Origin of the sequence: Oleiagrimonas soli (assembly GCF_000761445.1) — a bacterium.
GTDB lineage: Bacteria > Pseudomonadota > Gammaproteobacteria > Xanthomonadales > Rhodanobacteraceae > Oleiagrimonas > Oleiagrimonas soli.
On record NZ_KN196470.1, the window covers coordinates 1,407,145 to 1,424,135 of the forward strand.

Below are 16,991 nucleotides of genomic sequence, written 5' to 3' on the forward strand. Positions count from 1 at the left end.
CCAAACAGGGGCGAATCATAGCACGCGGAAAGCGTGCGCAAATGCTGAATGCAAGCCATTCTCACCGTTCAGGATATGCACGAAAACTGGGTGTACTATCGGTCCGATTGCGGCAGACTCGACCGCCGCCGCACACGTTTTCTTCCCAGCGAGGTGTCACGATGACTAGCAAGGACTCCATGATCGAATCCCGGCGACATTTCCTCAAGGTCGCGGCCGGCACCGCTGCCGTGGCGGCGGTGGCGGGCATCATGCCGCGTCTGGCGCGAGCCGCCGATCTGCCGCATCTGTCGCCGTCCGATGGCACTGCGCAGGCGCTCGGTTATGTCGAGGACAACACCAAGACCAGCAACCCGAAGCACAAGGCCGGCGACGATTGTTCCAATTGCCAGTTCTACCAGGGCAAGGCGGGCGCTGCCTGGGGGCCGTGTCAGCTGTTCCCCGGCAAGGACGTCAGCGCCAAGGGCTGGTGCGTGTCGCATCAACCGAAGGCCTGATCGCCGGCGCGTACCTGCGTCGCCGTCATCGTTGTTCGCGAAGGCCGGCTTGTCCGGCCTTCGTCGCGTCTGCGGGTCGGGGGCGACGCGGTAGTGAGGTAGCGGCGTGTGTCGCCTGCACGCGCGAAAGCATGCGCATGGAGCGCATTGCGGGAGAGGATGGGGGTGCCCGAATCGGGCGAGGAAAGGTGCTACCCGAGCGCGCCTGGCTGAGGAGCTGACCCGCCAGACGCGCCCGAGCGGCATTCCGGGGCCCACTGCCAAGTGAATAACCCGCGGACTGGGGATGATACTCCCCAGTACTGGCCGCAGCCAGTTATCGTTGCGTTAAATCGGTCGGCGATTTTGAAAGGTCTTCAAAATCAGTGCCCTGGCATTGAAATGTCAGCTGATCTCGAAGCCGGGCATTCCATACCCTTGCGTATGTTCACTGGTTTTCGCCAACGATTCCGGGCCGGCGGAGGTGGCTGTGGCGGTAGCCGAAGCCGAAATAGATCGCCAGGCCGATCACGGTCCAGACCGCCATCAGGGTCCAGTTGAACCAGTTCATCTGCGACAGCAGGAACAGGCAGCTGAGCACGCCCGCCGAGCACATCAGCGGCGCCCACGGCACGCGGAAGGTGCGCTTCAGGTCCGGCGCGGTGTAGCGCAGGATCAGCACGCCCGCGCAGACGGCGGTGAAGGCGATCAGCGTGCCCATCGAGGTCAGGTCGGCCAGCAGGTCCAGCGGGAAGATCGCCGCCAGCACGGCGATGCCGAAGCCGGTGATCAGGGTATTGATGTGCGGCGTGCGATAACGCGGATGCACCTTGGCGAACACCTTCGGCAGCATGCCGTCGCGCGCCATGATCATGAAGATGCGCGGCTGCGCGATGATCATCACCAGAATCACCGAGGACAGGCCGATCAGCGCGCCGACTTCGACCAGCGGACGCAGCCAGTTCAGTTCCGAGTGGCCGCGGATGGCGGTGATGACCGGATCGGCGGTATCGAGCAGCGAATACGGCACCAGGCCCGTCATCACGGCGGCCATGCCCAGATACAGCAGCGTGCACAACACCAGCGAGACGATGATGCCGAAGGGCAGGTCGCGCTGCGGGTTCTTGCACTCCTGCGCGGCCGTCGAGGTGGCCTCGAAACCGATATAGGCGAAGAACACCATCGCCGCGCCGCGGAAGATACCGGACCAGCCGTACTTGTCGTGCCCCTGCGATTCGGGAATGAACGGATGCCAGTGGGACGTGTCCACGTAGCGTGCGCCGGCGATGATGATGGCCAGGATCAGGCCCACCTTGAGCAGCACCATCACCGCGTTGAGTCCCGAGGATTCGCGGATGCCGATGTAGCACAGCCAGGTCAGCGCCAGCACGATGGCCACGGCGGGCAGGTTGAACAGTGCGCCGGTGCCCACCAGGTGTCCGTCGGTGAAGGCCAGCGGTGCGTTGGTCAGCGCCGCGGGCAACTGGATGCCGAAGAAATCGTGCAGCATGCTGCTGAAGTAGCCGGTCCAGCTGGTGGCGACCGCCGAGGCCGAGATGCCGTATTCCAGCACCATGTTCCAGCCGATGAACCAGGCCACGATCTCGCCCAGCGTGGCGTAGGCGTAGGAATAGGAGCTGCCCGAGATCGGGATGAGGGTGGCGAATTCGGCGTAGCACAGCGCCGAGAAGCCGCTGCAGATCGCGGCCAGGATGAACGAGATCAGCACCGCCGGACCGGCATGCTCGGCCGCCGCCGTGCCAGTGACCACAAAGATGCCGGTGCCGATCACCGCGCCGATGCCCAGCGCGGTGATGCCCCATGGTCCCAGCGTGCGCCTGAGCCCCGGGCCGTGCGTGTCGTCATCGTCGCGGAACGAGGTTTTGCGGGCGAACAACTGGTGCAGCATGGACATGGGCGGTACCGGATGGCGTGAAGACGGGACGCCGGCACGGGGCCGGCGTCGCGACGATTACGACTGCTGCGCCTTGCGCAGCTTGCTGTGCTTGTAGCCGTAGCTGAAATAGACCACGAAGCCGATCACGGTCCATACCAGAAGAATCAGCCAGTTGCGCAGTGGCATGATCCAGATCAGCGCCAGGCAGGCGAGCACGCCCAGCGGGCAGACCAGGATGGCCATGGGCACGCGGAACGAGCGCTTCAGGTCCGGCTGGGTATAGCGCAGGATCAGCACGCCGGCCGACACCGTGGCGAAGGCCACCAGGGTGCCCATCGACACCACGTCGCCGAGCAGGCTGATCGGCAGGAAGGCGGCCATGACGGCGGCAATCACGGCGACGATCACCGTAGCGCGGTGCGGCGTGCGGAACTTCGGATGCACCTTGCCGAAGGTCTTCGGCAGCAGGCCGTCGTTGGCCATGGCGTAGAAGATGCGCGGCTGGCCCATCATCATCACCAGGATCACCGTGCTCAGGCCGGCGATGGCGGCCAGTTCGGCGGCGGTCTTCAGCCAGGCAAGCTGCGGCACCGCGGCCAGCGCCGTGGCGACCGGCTCGGCGGTGCCGAGCTTGGTGTAGGGCAGCATGCCGGTCAGCACCGCGGCCATCGCGATGTACAGCAGCGTGCAGATGAACAGCGAACCCATGATGCCGATGGGCATGTCGCGCTGCGGGTTCTTCACTTCCTGCGCCGCGGTGGAGACGGCATCGAAGCCGATGTAGGCGAAGAACACGATCGAAGCGCCGCGGAACACGCCGGACCAGCCGTAGACGCCCGGGGCCTGGTTCTCCGGAATGAACGGGTGCCAGTTGTCCGGATGCACGTAATGCGCGCCGAAGATCACCACCAGCAGCACCACGCCGACCTTCAGCGCCACGATGACGGCGTTGACCGTGGCCGATTCCTTGATGCCGCGATAGCAGAGCATGGCGATGGCGCCGATGATCAGCACTGCCGGCAGGTTGAACCAGGCACCGGTCCAGACGAATTCTTCGTGCTTGAAGGTGAAGGGCGCTTCGCGCAGCGCGGCCGGCAGGTGCAGGCCGAACTGATCCAGGAAGCTCAGCGTGTAGCCGGCCCAGCCGACCGCCACCGTGGAGGCGGCGAACAGGTATTCCAGCACCAGACTCCAGCCGACGAACCACGCCACGGCTTCGCCGAGCGTCGAGTAGGTATAGCTGTAGGCGCTGCCGGAGACCGGGATCATCGCCGAGAATTCGGCGTAGCACAGGGCCGCGAAGGCGCAGGCGATGCCGGCGAAGACGAAGCTGAGGATGATGGCCGGGCCGGCATGCTCGGCGGCCGCGGTGCCGGTGATGACGAAGATACCTGCGCCGATCACGGCGCCGATGCCCAGCATGATGAGGTGGCGCCAATTCAGTGTCTTGGCCAGTGACACTTCCTCGCCGGCCACCACGTGTGGTTCGGCATGCACCGGCTTGGTGATGAACAGGTTCTTCATGGACGATGGTCTCCCCGAGTGAGCGCGACGACGCAAGCCATGTTGCGCCTGCTTCATTCTTGTTCTGTGCATACTGCCACGATTGCGCGGCATAGCCGGCGTACCATGCCAAACTCCCGACACCCGTACAAGGACAGAAGTCATGGCCGGCACATGCTTGCCGACTTTGTCCGGAACGGGCAGGCTGCCCGTTTTTGCAAGGCAAACCGATGCCCCACGACCTGGACGATCTGCGCGCGGCGCTGCGCGCCTACGCCGAAACAACCGCCGATCGCGAAACCGCAGCGCTGTTCCTGACCCTGGCCGAGGACGGCGTGCACGCGTTCGAGCGCGCGCGGCGGGAAGGGCACTTCACGGCTTCGTGCTGGCTGGTCAGCCGTAACGGCCGGCGCGCGCTGCTGATGCATCACCGCAAGCTCGACCGCTGGCTGCAGCCGGGCGGGCATGCCGATGGCGATGTCGATCTGAAGCGCGTGGCGCTGCGCGAGGCGGAAGAAGAAACCGGCGTGCGGGGTCTGGCCGTCGAGGGCGGTATCTACGATCTAGACCGCCACCGCATTCCCGCGCGCGGCGTCGAGCCCGAACATTGGCACTACGACGTGCGCTACGTGCTTCGTGCCGGCGATGACGAGCGCGTGTCCATCAATGAAGAGTCGAACGCGCTGGCCTGGCGAGACATTGCCGACATCGCCGCCGATCCGACGCTGGACGGCTCCCTGCGGCGCATGGCGCAGCGCTGGCTGGATCGCGGTAACGCATACGCGGCCACGCCGGGCTGAGCGCCCGGCGCGTCTGGCGCAGCGCTGGCTGGATCGCGGTAACGCATACGCGGCCACGCCGGGCTGAGCGCCCGGCGCGTCCGCTCGGCAGGCGGGTCCATCTGCGTCAGGACGGCTGCAGCAGGGCGTCCCGACCGGCCTGCTGCCAGGCGCGCAAGCCCATCACGGCCAGACCGACGAACACAGCGTACAGCGCCGAGGTGATGTACAAGTTCTTATAGACGTATTCGCCGATGTAGATCGTGTCGACCACGATCCACAGCCACCAGGCGGCGGTGTGGCGACGATCCTGCCAGTACTGCGCGACCAGGCTGAAGGCGGTCAGCGCGGCGTCCAGCCAAGGCAGTGCGGCGTCGGTGTAGCGATGCATGCTCCAGCCCAGCAGCACCGCGCCGAGCACGCCGACCGCCACGCTGTTGCGCGCGCGACGCAACGGCAGCGGTGCGATGCGCACGCGGCCGTCGTCGTCCAGATTGCGCATCCAGCGCACCCAGCCGTAGACGATGAAGCCGGCGAACAGGACCTGCAGCAGCGTGTCCGAATACAGCTTCGCCTGCACGAAGATCCACGCATACACGATCACCGACAGCATGCCGATGGGGAAGCTCAGCATGCGCCTGCGGGCCGTCAGCCAGACGGCCCAGATGCTGAGCGCCGAACCGAACAGTTCGAGCCAGGTCACCGTCAGAAGTCCCAGGTGACGGACAGGCGCGCCAGGCGCGGCGCGCTCGGGAACAGGTAGTAGTCGCCGAAGGCGCTGCCGGTGTCGCGCCAGTAGAAGCGGTCGAATACGTTGTTCACCATCAGCCGCCAGGTCAGCGCGTGATCCATGAAGCGACCACGGTAGCGCAGGCCGGCATCGAACACGTTGTAGGCGCTGACGCGGGTGCGGTCGTCGGCGGTCGCAGCCTTGGCGCCGCTGTAGCGCCAGCCGCCGAGCAGGGCCAGCTTCGGCAGCGCCGGCAGCGTGTACTCGGCGAACACGGAGGTGCGCAGCGCCGGCACGTTGACGACCTGGTGTCCCTCGTACGACGGCGTGCCGGTGTTTTGTGCGCGGGCGCGCAGCCAGGCGGCGCTGGCGTCGATGCGCAGGTGGTCGGTCACTTGCCCGTGCGCGCCCAGTTCCAGACCGGTGTGCACGGCCTGGCCGCGCTGCACGAAGGTGTAACCGGCGGCGGAGGCGTCCGGCTGCGCGAACTGGTAGGGGCGGCGGATGCGGAACAGCGCGGCGCTCAGCGACACGCCCTCGTCGGTGTCGACCTTCACGCCGGTCTCGATCTGGCGCGACAGCAGCGGCGGCAGGATTTCGCCGTCGTTGCTGGTCCAGTACGGAGCTTCCTGGCCCAGCGAAAGGCTCTCGCTGTAGCTGACGTAGCCGGTCACGTCGTCGGTCGGCTGCCACAGCACGGCGGCCTGCGGCAGGGTCTGGCTGAAGCGCGTATGGCGCTCGGGCGCGCCGGCGCTGTCGTAGGCGCGTTCGTCCAGACGCAGGAAGCGCGCGCCGGCCAGCACCTGCCAGTGGTCGCCGAACTGCACGCGATCCTGCGCCAGCGCGGAACGCTGCCAGCTGGTCAGGCGACGCGCGGACGGACCGGGCTGGTTCGGCGACGGCGCGTACACCGGCGGATTGCGCTGGTCGATGTTGGCGCTGCCGACGTAGTCGTACACGTCCGGGCGCTGATCGACGGTGCGACGGAAGGCATCCACGCCCAGGCTCAGGGTGTGGCGCAGGGCGCCGGTCTCGACGTGGCCGATCAGGGTCGCCTTGGCCTCGTCGTTGTTGCGGGTGTCGTCGGGGCTGCGGTAGTCGTAGATGTCGTAGTCGCCGTTCGGCGCGAAATAGTTGCCGGGCGTGGCGCCGTTGGCGCAGGCGGCGGTGTAGAAGCAGCCGTAGGCGAAGGCGACGTTGTCCTGGATCACGCTGCGGCTGTGGCCGGCGGCCAGGCGCAGGTTCCACTGGTCGCTGAAGTGGTAGTCCAGTCGCGCGCTGGTGTTGCTGGACTCGATGCCGACCGGCAGCTGCCACGGCTCGTAGCCGAGCATCTGGGTGCGGCTGGGATGGGCCGGAAGCGTGGTGCCGCCGAGCAGCTGATAGCCGGAGACCGAACGCTGGGCGACGGTCTGGTAGTCGCTGTCCAGGCGCAGCACGGCGCGGTCGCTGATCTTCCAGTCCGCGGCCAGCGCGTAGAAGTTACGGCGGCCGTTGGCATGGTCGACGTAGCTGTGGATGCCTTCCCAGGCGCCGTTGAAGCGCAGGCCGAAGGTCGGCGTCAGCCAGCCGCCGAGGTCGACCGCGGTGTAGCGCGAACCGTACGAGTCGGTGCCCAGCGTCACGCTGCGCACCTTGGCCGGGCGCTTGGTGACGAAGTTGACCACGCCGCCCGGCGCGACCACGCCGGCATCGAGACCGGCCAGGCCTTTCAGTATCTGCACGCTCTGCTTGTTCTCCAGGCCGAAGCGCTGTGCGCCGGCGACGGTCAGGTCGTTGATGCGGAAGCCGGTAGCCAGGTCCAGCGCGTAGCCGCGGATGGTGGTGTCCTGGTAGTAGCCGACCGATGCGTAGCTGTCGCCCATGGAGGCGTCGAGCTTGGCCAGGTCGCTGATGCTGCGCGGCTGGCGGTCGTCGAGTTGGCGGCGGTCGATCACGCTGACGCTGGCTGGTGTGTCGTGTAGCGACGCACCGTCGATGCTGCCGACGCTGGCGCCGTGACGTTCGGGCGCGGCCTGCACGCTGACCGGGGCCAGCGGCGTGGCCGAAGACTGTGCGTGCGCGGCATCCTGCGCATGGGCGGTGACGCCGGCGGCGAGCAGGGCGAGGAACAGGGCGGTGCGGGGAGCGTTTCGGGACATGGTCGACTCGTCGGTTCGATGGACACGAAGCGACGGCGACCGCACAGTCCGGACGGACTGCGCCTGTCGAAGCTCCCTACGCCGGTATCAACCGGATCAGGTTCCAAGGGACTCTCTCAGCCCGGCCGTACGCCAGGCACCCCCGCTTCACGAAGACGCGTATTGGAACACGGATCGATGCGTGCGCAAAGCGCGCTGCTCACGCGCCGCGCCGAATGGCGTCGAGCAGCGGCTGTGCGTGCGCGCTGTCGAACCAGCGCGTGTGGCCGAGCAGGAACGTGTCGTAGGCGACGTCGGCGTTGGCCGTGGAGCCGGTCACGGCCTGGAAGTACTCCACCTCGGACAGTGCGAATTCCACGTGTACCAGCGGCAGCAGTTCGGCCAGCGCGCGGCGGTCGTCATCGGTCAGCGGTGCGATGGCGGCATAGCCGTCGATCAATGCCCGCGCCGAGTCGACGAACACGGCATCGGCGCCGCGCGCGAGCTCCAGCCAGGCGATGGCGTTGCGTTCGATCGCGGTGGCGAGGTCGAACAGCGCGCCGGTCGGCGAACACAGGCCGAAGTCGACCACCTCGGCGACCCGGCCATCGTCGCTCCAGCACAGATTGGAGGCGTGCCAGTCGTTGTGCGCCCACGCGCGAGGGCGATCGCGGAGCAACGGTTGCAGCCGCGCATGTCGCGGCAATATCCAGCGTGCGAAATCCTCGCGCCATGGACGTGGGTCCAGATAGGCGGCGAGGCCGGGACGCTCGTCGAGCTGGCGTTCCAGCGTGGCGATGGGGTCGTCGGCGCGCAGCAGGTCGTCGCGCGCGACCAGTATGTGCGTGCTGCGCTGCGCTGCGCGGTAGTGCTCGGCGGCGCGATGCAGTCGCGCGAGCATGGCGCCGGCGGCGCGTGCGTGATCGAGGCGGCGCAGCGGCGACCAGGAAATCGCTTCGCGGTACAGGTCCGCGCCGCGTGCGCGGGCGTGCACTTCGTAGACCCACCCGTCGCTTGCGTGCGCGGTGTCGCCTGCGCGGTCCTCGAACACGCGAGGAATCGGCATGTCGTGCGCGCGCAGATGGGCAATGAAGCGATGCTCCTCACGCAAACTTTCCGGCGAGCGCACATTGCGATGATGGCGCTTGACGAAGACGACGCCGTCCGTGGTCGACGCCAGAGCGGCGGCCGACAGGGGGCGTGGACTGCGCCAGGTCGCCGCGTCCGTCGCGGTGAATCCGAAGGCCGCCAGGACCTGCGCGATTTCCTCGTGCGTCAGTGCGGGCCAGTCGGGCGCGACATCGTCATCGGCGAGACCGTGGACTCGATGGCTCATGACATCCGGTGCGATTAGGAGAAGCGAGGATTATCCCGGCAGCGGCGCGTGCTGGAAACCATGGCCGTGCGGCGTGCGGACGGGCGCGCCGATCGGGCGCGCATAAACCAAACGATACATTGCCGGTGCGCTGCATGCCTACAAAGTGAGACGCAGATCGCATTCGTGATCGAAAGGGGAAACGTCTGCGCGGGTTGAGATCGGCATCTTCATGCCGGGTCGGCGCGTGCGCCTGCGTTTACCGCGGGCGCTTGGCACGCGCGTCGGCGGTCCGCCATCTCGCGCGTGCCGTCATCAGGGGAATACCATGAAAGTCGCCGTTCCGGGCCGTCGCTTCGGTCGAGTCGTTCTGTTCACCAGTCTGTGCGTCGCCTTGGGCGCACCGGGTATCGCGCTTGCAGACGATGTCGTGCCGGACGATCAGATCGTGCAGGGCAGTCAGTGCGTGGGCGTGGATTGCGTCAACAACGAGAACTTCGGTTTCGACACGCTGCGCCTGAAGGAGAACAACCTGCGCATCGATTTCAACGACACCAGCTCCACGGGCTCGTTTCCGACCAATGACTGGGGCATCGTGGTCAACGATTCCAACAATGGCGGCGCCAACTACTTCATGATCCAGGACCGTGGCGCGGACGGCTCGGCCAGCGACAGCGTGTTCCGCATCGACGCGGGTTCCGGCGGCGCGATGATGATGGGCTTCGGCGCGCAGAGCTCCGGTCTGAACACGGTGTCTTTCGGCGCCAGCGGCAGCGAGCGTCGCCTGACCAACGTCTCGACTGCGGTCGACGGCACCGATGCGGTCAATCTGGATCAGCTCCATGCCACCGCGCAGAGCGTCACGACTTCCGCGGCGGCTTATGCGGATGCAGGTGACGCAGCGACGCTTTCCACCGCGCAGAGCTACGCCGATGCCGGCGATGCCGCCACGCTGTCCGCGGCGCAGAGCTACAGCAATGCACAGTCGACGCAGACGCTGAGCCAAGCCAATGCCTACACCGACATGCGCGTGCAGGACATCACGCTCGACTACAGCCGTTTCAAGGACGACGTATTCCAGCGCATCGACCGCACCAACCGGCATCTGAACCGCAGCGGCGCGATGAGCACGGCCATGGCGCAGATGACGGCCAGCGCCGCGGGCGGACGCACGCCCAACCGCGTCGCGGTCGGCGTCGGTTTCCAGGGCGGCCAGCAGGCCGTGTCGTTCGGCTATCAGCGCAATCTGGGCAGCCGTTCGACCTTCACCCTCGGCGCGGCCTTCAGCAGCGGCCAGAGCACGGCGGGCTTCGGCGTCAGCACCGGCTGGTGATTCGACGTTCCCGCGCCTGCCCTGAATGGGCGCGGACGTCCTGCCTGCGCGGATCGGCCGTGGATCGATCCGCGCAGGCTTTTTTTGCGCACGGTTGGCGCATGCGCGGCCTTGGTGTTCAATGACAGGCTTGGTTTGCATGCCGGATGTCCATGGGCGCACTGCTTCTGCTGTTCATATGCTTGCTGCTGGGTGCGCTGGTGGCGCGTCTGGCGCGTCCGCCCGAGGGCATGGCGCGCGCGCTGAACTGGTGGGTGCTGTACGTGGCCCTGCCGGCGATCGTGCTGGAGCTGATTCCGAAGCTGCGTTTCCAGGCAGCGCTGTGGTTTCCCATCGCGGCTTCGTGGCTGGTGTTCTTCGGCGCCTGGCTGCTGTTCGCCCTGGTCGGTCGCTGGCGCGGCTGGTCGCGGGCGCGGACCGGCACGCTGGTACTGGTCTGCGGTCTGGGCAACACCAGCTTCATGGGCTACCCGTTGGTGCATGCGCTGCACGGCGAGGAAGGCTTGAAGCTGGCGGTCGTCGCCGATCAGCTGGGTACGTTTCCACTGCTGGCCTCGGCCGCCATCGTGGTCGCCTCGCTGTATGCCGGGCGCACGCCGCATCCGCATCACGTGCTGCGCAAGATCTTCACCTTCCCGGCGTTCCTGGCGCTGCTGCTGGGCATCGTCGTGGGTCTGCTGGGCGGTTGGCCGCCGATGGTGGATCAGGTGCTGTCGCCGCTGGGCGCGACGTTGACGCCGTTGGCGCTGTTCGCGGTCGGCATGCAATTCCATCTCGGCGGCGTGCGCGGTCAGGCGGGCGTGATTGCCGGCGGTCTGGGCTGGAAGCTGCTGATCGGTCCCTTGCTGTGCCTGGCGCTCGGGCTGGCGTCGGGGCTGCACGGTCTGGTGCTGACGGTCGGCGTGCTGGAAGCGGCGATGGCGCCGATGATCTCGGCCGCGATCCTGGTCAGCGAATACGAGCTGGATACCGACCTGGCCAACAGCATCCTCGGTATCGGCATCGTGCTTTCGCTGCTGACCGTGCCGCTGGGCGATCTGCTGCTGCCCGGCTGAATTTCAGGTCCGACCCTGCGTGGCGCGGAGCGCGTCGTAGTAGGCCTTGGCTTGCTGCAAGCTGCAGTGATGTTTCTCGCGAATCGCCTTGATCGCTTCGATGGCGCGCCCGTCGCGCACCAGGCGCTGGATGTCCGCGTCGTTCGCGGGCGACACCGTCGGGTCGGTGTTCGGGCGTGGCGACCGCCTGGCCTGCAGCGCGTCGAAGTGCGTCTTGGCCTGCTGCAGGCCGTAACCGTATTTCTGGCGAATGGCCTTGATGGCCTCGATGGTGCGACCCTCGTCGACCAGGCGCTGGATGTCCGCATCCGTGGTCGGCGCGGCGGGTGGGGCGAGGGTGGTGTCGTTGTGGCTGCGCAGCCATTTCCATGCCGCGACGATCAGCGGCAGCGCCACGATCAGCCATTTCGGGTCGAAGCCGAGATCCATGTCCGTTTCCTGATGCGCGGGTCGCGATCCAGCATAATCCAGTCATGACCGAATCGAACAACGACACGGTGCGCGCGGATCTCTGGCTGTGGGCCGCGCGCTTCTTCAAGACTCGCCGCTTGAGCCGCGAGGCCATCGATGGCGGCAAGGTCGAGCACAACGACGGTCCGTGCAAACCCTCGCGCATGATCAAGATCGGCGATCGCCTGCGCGTCACGCGTGGCGAGGAGCGGTTCGAGGTCGAGGTGCTGGCGGTGTCCGCGGTGCGCGGTCCGGCGCGCGTGGCGCAAACGCTCTATCGCGAGAGCGAGTCGAGCCGACAGGCGCGCGAGGAGCAGCGCGAGATGCGCCGCCTGTCGCGGCCGGTCGCGCCGCAGGGGAAACCCGACAAGCAGGCGCGGCGTCAGCTGCGCCGCATCAAGGAACAGAGCTGACGGCATCGTTCGCATGTCCGATTGCGCCGAGCTGCGCGGACACGCACACTGTGGATCGCAATCAGGAGGGGAGGCGCGGTCATGCCTTCGATCAATGTGTTCCGACGCTTGCTGGGAGGGCAGGCCGACCGTCGTCAGCAGCCGCGCTTGCAGGCCGAGGCGGGCGCCTGCGTGATGGTGGTCGACGATTCGTCGACCATCCGCGCCGTGCTGGCCAAGCTGCTCATCCAGGACGGCTATGCCGTATTGCCGGCAGAGAATGGCGAGCAGGCGCTGGAACTGGCGCGCAGCGAGCGTCCCGCGTTGATCTTCCTCGACATCGTGCTGCCGGGCATGAACGGCTTCATGGTGCTGCGCGCGCTGCGCCACGACGAGCGCACCCGCGACATTCCCATCGTGATGATCAGCGGCAACGTGCAGGCCACCGAACAGTTCTACGTGCAGCGCTTCGGCGCCGACGACTTCATGAAGAAGCCGTTCGGTCGCGCGGAAGTGTTCGACCGCATCCGCCGCCTGGTGGAATCCGGGCGCATGGTGGCTCGGCAGGAGGACATCAGTCCGGCGGCGCTGTCGAGCATGTCCGAAGAGGAAATGGCCGCGATTCCCGACGTGGCGATGCCCGATCCGGGGGATCTGGCCGGCGTGGATGGCGATGCGGCCGGCGATGCGTCGCGCGTCTGATGGCTCGTTGCACCTGAACGCGATGCGCGGGTGCGACGTATGTGCGCTCCAGTCCGCTATACTTGGACGTTTCCGGCACGCCAGTCCGCCCCATGTTTGAATCGCTTAGCCAACGCCTGTCCTCGACCGTCCAGCGCCTGCGCGGCCGCGGCCGTCTGACCGAGGAAAACATCCAGGAAAGTCTGCGCGAGGTGCGCATCGCGCTGCTCGAGGCCGACGTTGCCCTGCCGGTGGTGCAGGCGCTCGTCGACCGCGTGAAGATGCGCGCCGTCGGCCAGGAGGTGCTGAAAAGCCTGACGCCGGGCCAGGCCCTGGTGAAGGTGGTCAGCGACGAACTGACCGCGGTGATGGGGCAGACCAACGAGGCCCTCGATCTGGCGGCGCAGCCGCCGGCCGTGGTGCTGATGGCGGGTCTGCAAGGCGCGGGCAAGACCACGACCGTGGCCAAGCTGGCGCGCCTGCTCGGCGAGCGGCAGAAGAAGAAGGTGATGGTGGTCAGCTGCGACGTCTACCGTCCGGCCGCCATCGCGCAGCTGCAGACGCTGGCCGAGCAGGTCGGCGTGGCTTTCTTCCCGTCCGAGGCGGGTCAGGACCCGGTCGACATCGCCAGGAACGCCGTCGCCGCCGCCAAGCGCGAGCTGGTCGACGTGCTGATCGTCGATACCGCCGGTCGTCTGCACGTCGACGAGAAGATGATGGAGGAGATCCAGCGCCTGCACGCGGCGCTGAATCCGATCGAGACCCTGTTCACGGTCGACGCCATGACCGGTCAGGATGCGGCCAACACCGCCAAGGCCTTCGCCGATGCGCTGCCGCTGACCGGCGTGGTGCTAACCAAGACCGATGGCGATGCCCGCGGCGGCGCGGCGCTGTCGGTGCGCCACATCACCGGCAAGCCGATCAAGTTCCTGGGCGCCGGCGAGAAGACCGACGCGCTGGAACCGTTCCATCCGGATCGCGTGGCGCAGCGCATTCTCGGCATGGGCGACGTGCTCAGCCTGGTCGAGGAGGTCGAGCGCAAGGTCGATCACGAGAAAGCCCAGAACCTCGCCAAGAAGGTCATGAAGGGCAAGCGCTTCGATCTGGTCGACATGCGCGACCAGCTCGAGCAGATGATGAACATGGGCGGTCTGGCCGGCCTGATGGACAAGATGCCGGGCATGGGGCAGCTGCCGGAGGCCGTCAAGCAGAAGGCCAACGATGGCGAGGTCAAGCGCATGATCGCCATCATCAATTCGATGACGCAGAAGGAGCGTCGTCACCCGGATCTGCTGAAGGGCTCGCGCAAGGCGCGCGTGGCGCGCGGTTCCGGCACGCAGCCGGCCGACGTCAATCGCCTGCTGAAGCAGTACATGCAGATGTCGAAGATGATGTCCAAGTTCGGCAAGGGCGGCGGCAAGGGCCTGATGCGTCAGATGCGCGGTGCGATGAAGGGCATGCGCGGCGGCATGCCGCCGATGCGCTGAGCGCTCGTCGGATGCTGTCGTGAACGTTCGGGGAGCGATTCCTGACGATGCCGAGGCGATCAGCGATGTGCTCGAAGAGCTTGTCGCTGCGGGAAAACGCACGAAGCCGGGGGATGCGGCATTCGTCCTGAGGCATTACATCGTCGATCCCGACCGCGTTCAGTGTTCCGTGGCCGTCGATGACGATGGCCGGATACTCGGTCTGCAGTCTCTGAAGCGGGCTCGGGAAGGCAATTCGTACGGGACGCCGGTCGGCTGGGGCATCATCGGTACGCATGTCCGTCCGAGCGCGGCGCGAAAAGGCGTCGGTCGGGGTCTCTTCGCGGCGATCCGGGATGCTGCGCATGCGGCGGGTCTGGAGCGGATCGAGGCATATATCGGCGCCGACAACGACGTGGCCCTGGACTACTACGGAGCGCTGGGCTTTCGGGTCCATCGTCACGAGGACGGCATCGTCTGCAAGGTATACGAAGTCGCTTGAGAGAAGGCGATTTCTGGTAGTGCGATCATGGATGTTGTGCAGGCCCATCGGCCATTCGGCGCTTGGATGCAGTCCGAGTGTGCTTGCTGGTTCTTTCGGGATGCCGAAAGGCCTTCCTTTTTCGCGATTTTCCGTTAAAATGTCGCGTTTACCACGCACCGTCGCGTGCGGCTGCCGGGTGTCCGGCAACTTCGGAGTTGAAATCAATGGTTAAGATTCGTCTTGCGCGCGGCGGCGCCAAGGGCCGTCCGTTCTACCACATCGTCGTGACCGATCAGCGCAACAAGCGCGACGGCCGCAACATTGAGCGTCTGGGCTTCTACAATCCGGTGGCGTCGGGTGCCGACAAGCGTCTGGAGCTGGACGTGGACAAGGCCAACGCCTGGGTGTCCAAGGGTGCACAGATGACCGACAAGGTCCGCGCCCTGCTGAAGGAAGCCGGCAAGCAGCAGGCTGCTGCCTGAGCATGACCGACGTCGGTCGGCGCGTCCCGGTGGGGCGCATCGTCGGACTGTCGGGCGTACGCGGTGCGGTCAAGCTGGAATCGTGGACCGAACCGCGCGCGCGCATCTTCGACTACCAACCCTGGCTGCTCGTCAAAGCGCCGGGTACGGAAACGGAGATGGAAGGCGTCACGGGACGCGAGCAGGGCAAGGGTGTGATCGCCCAGCTGCCCGGTATCGAAGATCGTGACCAGGCCGCCGAATGGATCGGCAGCGACATCCTCGTTCCACGCGAGGCGCTGCCTGAACCGGAAGACGGCACGTATTACTGGTGCGACCTGGAGGGCCTCGAGGTCGTGACCACGCAAGGCGTTCCGCTGGGGCGCGTGCACCATCTTTTCGCTACCGGTGCCAACGATGTGATGGTGGTGCGCGGCGGCGGCAAGGAACATCTGGTTCCGTTCGTGCTGGAAACCTACGTGGTGTCCATCGATCTCGACGCCAAGCGCATCGAAGTCGACTGGGACCCGGAGTTCTGACGAACGGGATGGAACGACGCGGCGCATGCGCCGCGGCAAACGGTAGAAGGCGGCACGCGGCTGCCGGGACGGTGGGACGACATGCGGATCGACGTCATCACGCTGTTTCCCGATTTCGTCCGGCAGTGCAGCGAAGTCGGCGTGGTCGGGCGAGCGCAGCAACGCGGCCTGTTGCAGGTGGAAACCTGGAACCCGCGCGACTATGCCACCGACAACTACCGCACCGTGGACGGACGCACCTTCGGTGGCGGTCCGGGCATGGTGATGATGATCGAACCGTTGCGCGCGCTGTTCGGCGCGCTGCGGGAGGCGTCGGACGAACCGACGCACGTGGTCTACCTCAGTCCGCAGGGAGCGCGGCTGACGCAGGACAGGGTGCGCAAGCTGGCCGCGAGGCCGCGCGTGGCACTGCTCTGCGGGCGCTACGAGGGCGTGGACGAACGCCTGCTGGCGCACGAGGTGGACGAAGAGATTTCCGTCGGCGACTACGTGTTGTCCGGCGGCGAGCTGGCCGCGGCGGTCGTGATCGACGCCGTGGGCCGGTTGCAGGACGGCGCATTGAACGATGCGCAGTCGGCGCAGCAGGACTCGTTCTCGGACGGCCTGCTGGACTGCCCCCACTACACGCGGCCGGAGACGGACGCGCTGGGGACGGTGCCGCCGGTGCTGCTGGGCGGGGATCACGCGGCCATACGCCGCTGGCGCCGCAAGCAGTCGCTGGGACGGACCTGGTTGCGTCGACCCGACCTGCTGGCGCAGTGCGTGCTGGATGAGGAATCCCGCGCATTGCTGGACGAATTCCGTCGCGAGCATTTCGCGGCACAACACCTTGAGGCCGGGACCGGGCCCCAGGACTGAAAACATCGGTGGTATGCCATGAACAAGATCATTGAACAGTTCGAATCCGAGCAGATGACCCGCAAGCTGCCGGACTTCGGTACCGGCGACACGGTCGTGGTCAACGTGAAGGTGAAGGAAGGCAACCGCGAGCGCGTGCAGGCGTTCGAGGGCGTCGTCATCGCCAAGCGCAACCGCGGCCTGCATTCGGCCTTCACCGTGCGCAAGATGTCGCACGGCACCGGCGTCGAGCGCGTGTTCCAGTCGCACAGCGCGCAGATCGACTCCGTCGAGGTCAAGCGCAAGGGCAAGGTGCGTGGCGCCAAGCTGTACCACCTGCGTGGTCTGGAAGGTAAGGCGGCCCGCATCAAGGAAGACATCGCCGCGGCGCAGGCCATCAAGGCTGCTTCCAAGGCCGAAGCTGCCGCCAAGGCCGCTGCTTCCGAGTAAGCCCGCCAGCCGGCGATGCCTAC

At 66.7% G+C, this 16,991-nt stretch carries 18 protein-coding genes and 1 riboswitch; of the genes, 12 read left to right on the forward strand and 6 right to left on the reverse strand.

Going from position 1 to position 16,991, the window contains the following annotated elements; all coding sequences use genetic code 11:
- The first annotated feature begins 161 nt into the window (after positions 1 to 161).
- Positions 162 to 497 carry a high-potential iron-sulfur protein gene (locus LF63_RS06165; protein WP_200877536.1) on the forward strand — a complete coding sequence of 112 codons (336 nt, stop codon included), beginning with the start codon at positions 162 to 164 and terminating at the stop codon, positions 495 to 497.
- A gap of 427 nt (positions 498 to 924) precedes the next feature.
- Here the strand turns inward: LF63_RS06165 and LF63_RS06170 are convergent, their stop codons facing one another.
- Both LF63_RS06170 and LF63_RS06175 read right to left on the reverse strand, forming a co-directional pair.
- On the reverse strand, positions 925 to 2,385 hold the full coding sequence (locus LF63_RS06170; protein WP_043103297.1) for an amino acid permease: 1,461 nt from the start codon (positions 2,383 to 2,385) through the stop codon (positions 925 to 927).
- A 63-nt stretch (positions 2,386 to 2,448) separates the two neighbouring features.
- Positions 2,449 to 3,954: an amino acid permease gene (locus tag LF63_RS06175; RefSeq protein WP_052394760.1), complete on the reverse strand. Its 1,506-nt coding sequence runs from the start codon at positions 3,952 to 3,954 to the stop codon at positions 2,449 to 2,451.
- Between the two features lie 152 nt (positions 3,955 to 4,106).
- On the opposite strand from LF63_RS06175, the gene LF63_RS06180 reads away from it, so the two are divergent.
- Positions 4,107 to 4,676, forward strand: coding sequence for an NUDIX hydrolase (locus LF63_RS06180; protein WP_043100381.1), 570 nt, complete (start codon positions 4,107 to 4,109; stop codon positions 4,674 to 4,676).
- Between the two features lie 106 nt (positions 4,677 to 4,782).
- Here LF63_RS06180 and pnuC read toward each other — a convergent pair whose 3' ends face one another.
- The 3 genes from pnuC to LF63_RS06195 form a co-directional block, all read right to left on the reverse strand.
- Entirely contained in the window at positions 4,783 to 5,358 is a 576-nt protein-coding gene (gene pnuC, locus LF63_RS06185; protein WP_043100383.1) for a nicotinamide riboside transporter PnuC, read from the reverse strand.
- 2 nt (positions 5,359 to 5,360) lie between these two features.
- Positions 5,361 to 7,526: a TonB-dependent siderophore receptor gene (locus LF63_RS06190; protein WP_043100384.1), complete on the reverse strand. Its 2,166-nt coding sequence runs from the start codon at positions 7,524 to 7,526 to the stop codon at positions 5,361 to 5,363.
- 56 nt (positions 7,527 to 7,582) lie between these two features.
- A riboswitch (TPP riboswitch) is annotated at positions 7,583 to 7,680 on the reverse strand.
- Positions 7,681 to 7,725: 45 nt separating this feature from the next.
- Positions 7,726 to 8,841, reverse strand: a complete 1,116-nt coding sequence (locus LF63_RS06195) for a phosphotransferase enzyme family protein (RefSeq protein ID WP_043100386.1) — start codon at positions 8,839 to 8,841, stop codon at positions 7,726 to 7,728.
- A 307-nt stretch (positions 8,842 to 9,148) separates the two neighbouring features.
- Here LF63_RS06195 and LF63_RS15210 point away from each other — a divergent pair, with 307 nt between their 5' ends.
- Entirely contained in the window at positions 9,149 to 10,153 is a 1,005-nt protein-coding gene (locus LF63_RS15210; RefSeq protein WP_052394762.1) for a YadA-like family protein, read from the forward strand.
- 152 nt (positions 10,154 to 10,305) lie between these two features.
- Positions 10,306 to 11,208: an AEC family transporter gene (locus tag LF63_RS06205; protein WP_184655035.1), complete on the forward strand. Its 903-nt coding sequence runs from the start codon at positions 10,306 to 10,308 to the stop codon at positions 11,206 to 11,208.
- A 3-nt stretch (positions 11,209 to 11,211) separates the two neighbouring features.
- On the opposite strand, the gene LF63_RS06210 is transcribed toward LF63_RS06205, so the two are convergent.
- Complete coding sequence (locus LF63_RS06210) at positions 11,212 to 11,637, reverse strand: hypothetical protein (RefSeq protein WP_043100387.1); 426 nt, start codon at positions 11,635 to 11,637, stop codon at positions 11,212 to 11,214.
- Between the two features lie 44 nt (positions 11,638 to 11,681).
- Here LF63_RS06210 and LF63_RS06215 point away from each other — a divergent pair, with 44 nt between their 5' ends.
- The 8 genes from LF63_RS06215 to rplS all read left to right on the forward strand — a co-directional run bounded on the left by LF63_RS06215 (position 11,682) and on the right by rplS (position 16,968).
- Complete coding sequence (locus LF63_RS06215; RefSeq protein WP_043100388.1) at positions 11,682 to 12,071, forward strand: RNA-binding S4 domain-containing protein; 390 nt, start codon at positions 11,682 to 11,684, stop codon at positions 12,069 to 12,071.
- 81 nt (positions 12,072 to 12,152) lie between these two features.
- Positions 12,153 to 12,752, forward strand: a complete 600-nt coding sequence (locus LF63_RS06220) for a response regulator (protein ID WP_043100389.1) — start codon at positions 12,153 to 12,155, stop codon at positions 12,750 to 12,752.
- A gap of 92 nt (positions 12,753 to 12,844) precedes the next feature.
- The gene (gene ffh / locus LF63_RS06225) at positions 12,845 to 14,218 is read left to right on the forward strand and encodes a signal recognition particle protein (RefSeq protein ID WP_043100390.1); all 1,374 of its coding nucleotides are present in this window, start codon (positions 12,845 to 12,847) and stop codon (positions 14,216 to 14,218) included.
- Positions 14,219 to 14,237: 19 nt separating this feature from the next.
- The gene (locus LF63_RS06230; protein WP_043100391.1) at positions 14,238 to 14,699 is read left to right on the forward strand and encodes a GNAT family N-acetyltransferase; all 462 of its coding nucleotides are present in this window, start codon (positions 14,238 to 14,240) and stop codon (positions 14,697 to 14,699) included.
- 206 nt (positions 14,700 to 14,905) lie between these two features.
- Complete coding sequence (rpsP, locus tag LF63_RS06235) at positions 14,906 to 15,163, forward strand: 30S ribosomal protein S16 (protein ID WP_043100392.1); 258 nt, start codon at positions 14,906 to 14,908, stop codon at positions 15,161 to 15,163.
- A 2-nt stretch (positions 15,164 to 15,165) separates the two neighbouring features.
- Positions 15,166 to 15,681, forward strand: coding sequence for a ribosome maturation factor RimM (gene rimM, locus LF63_RS06240; protein WP_043100394.1), 516 nt, complete (start codon positions 15,166 to 15,168; stop codon positions 15,679 to 15,681).
- Between the two features lie 81 nt (positions 15,682 to 15,762).
- Positions 15,763 to 16,539, forward strand: a complete 777-nt coding sequence (trmD, locus tag LF63_RS06245) for a tRNA (guanosine(37)-N1)-methyltransferase TrmD (RefSeq protein ID WP_043100396.1) — start codon at positions 15,763 to 15,765, stop codon at positions 16,537 to 16,539.
- A gap of 18 nt (positions 16,540 to 16,557) precedes the next feature.
- Entirely contained in the window at positions 16,558 to 16,968 is a 411-nt protein-coding gene (gene rplS / locus LF63_RS06250) for a 50S ribosomal protein L19 (RefSeq protein ID WP_043100398.1), read from the forward strand.
- Positions 16,969 to 16,991 lie beyond the last annotated feature (23 nt).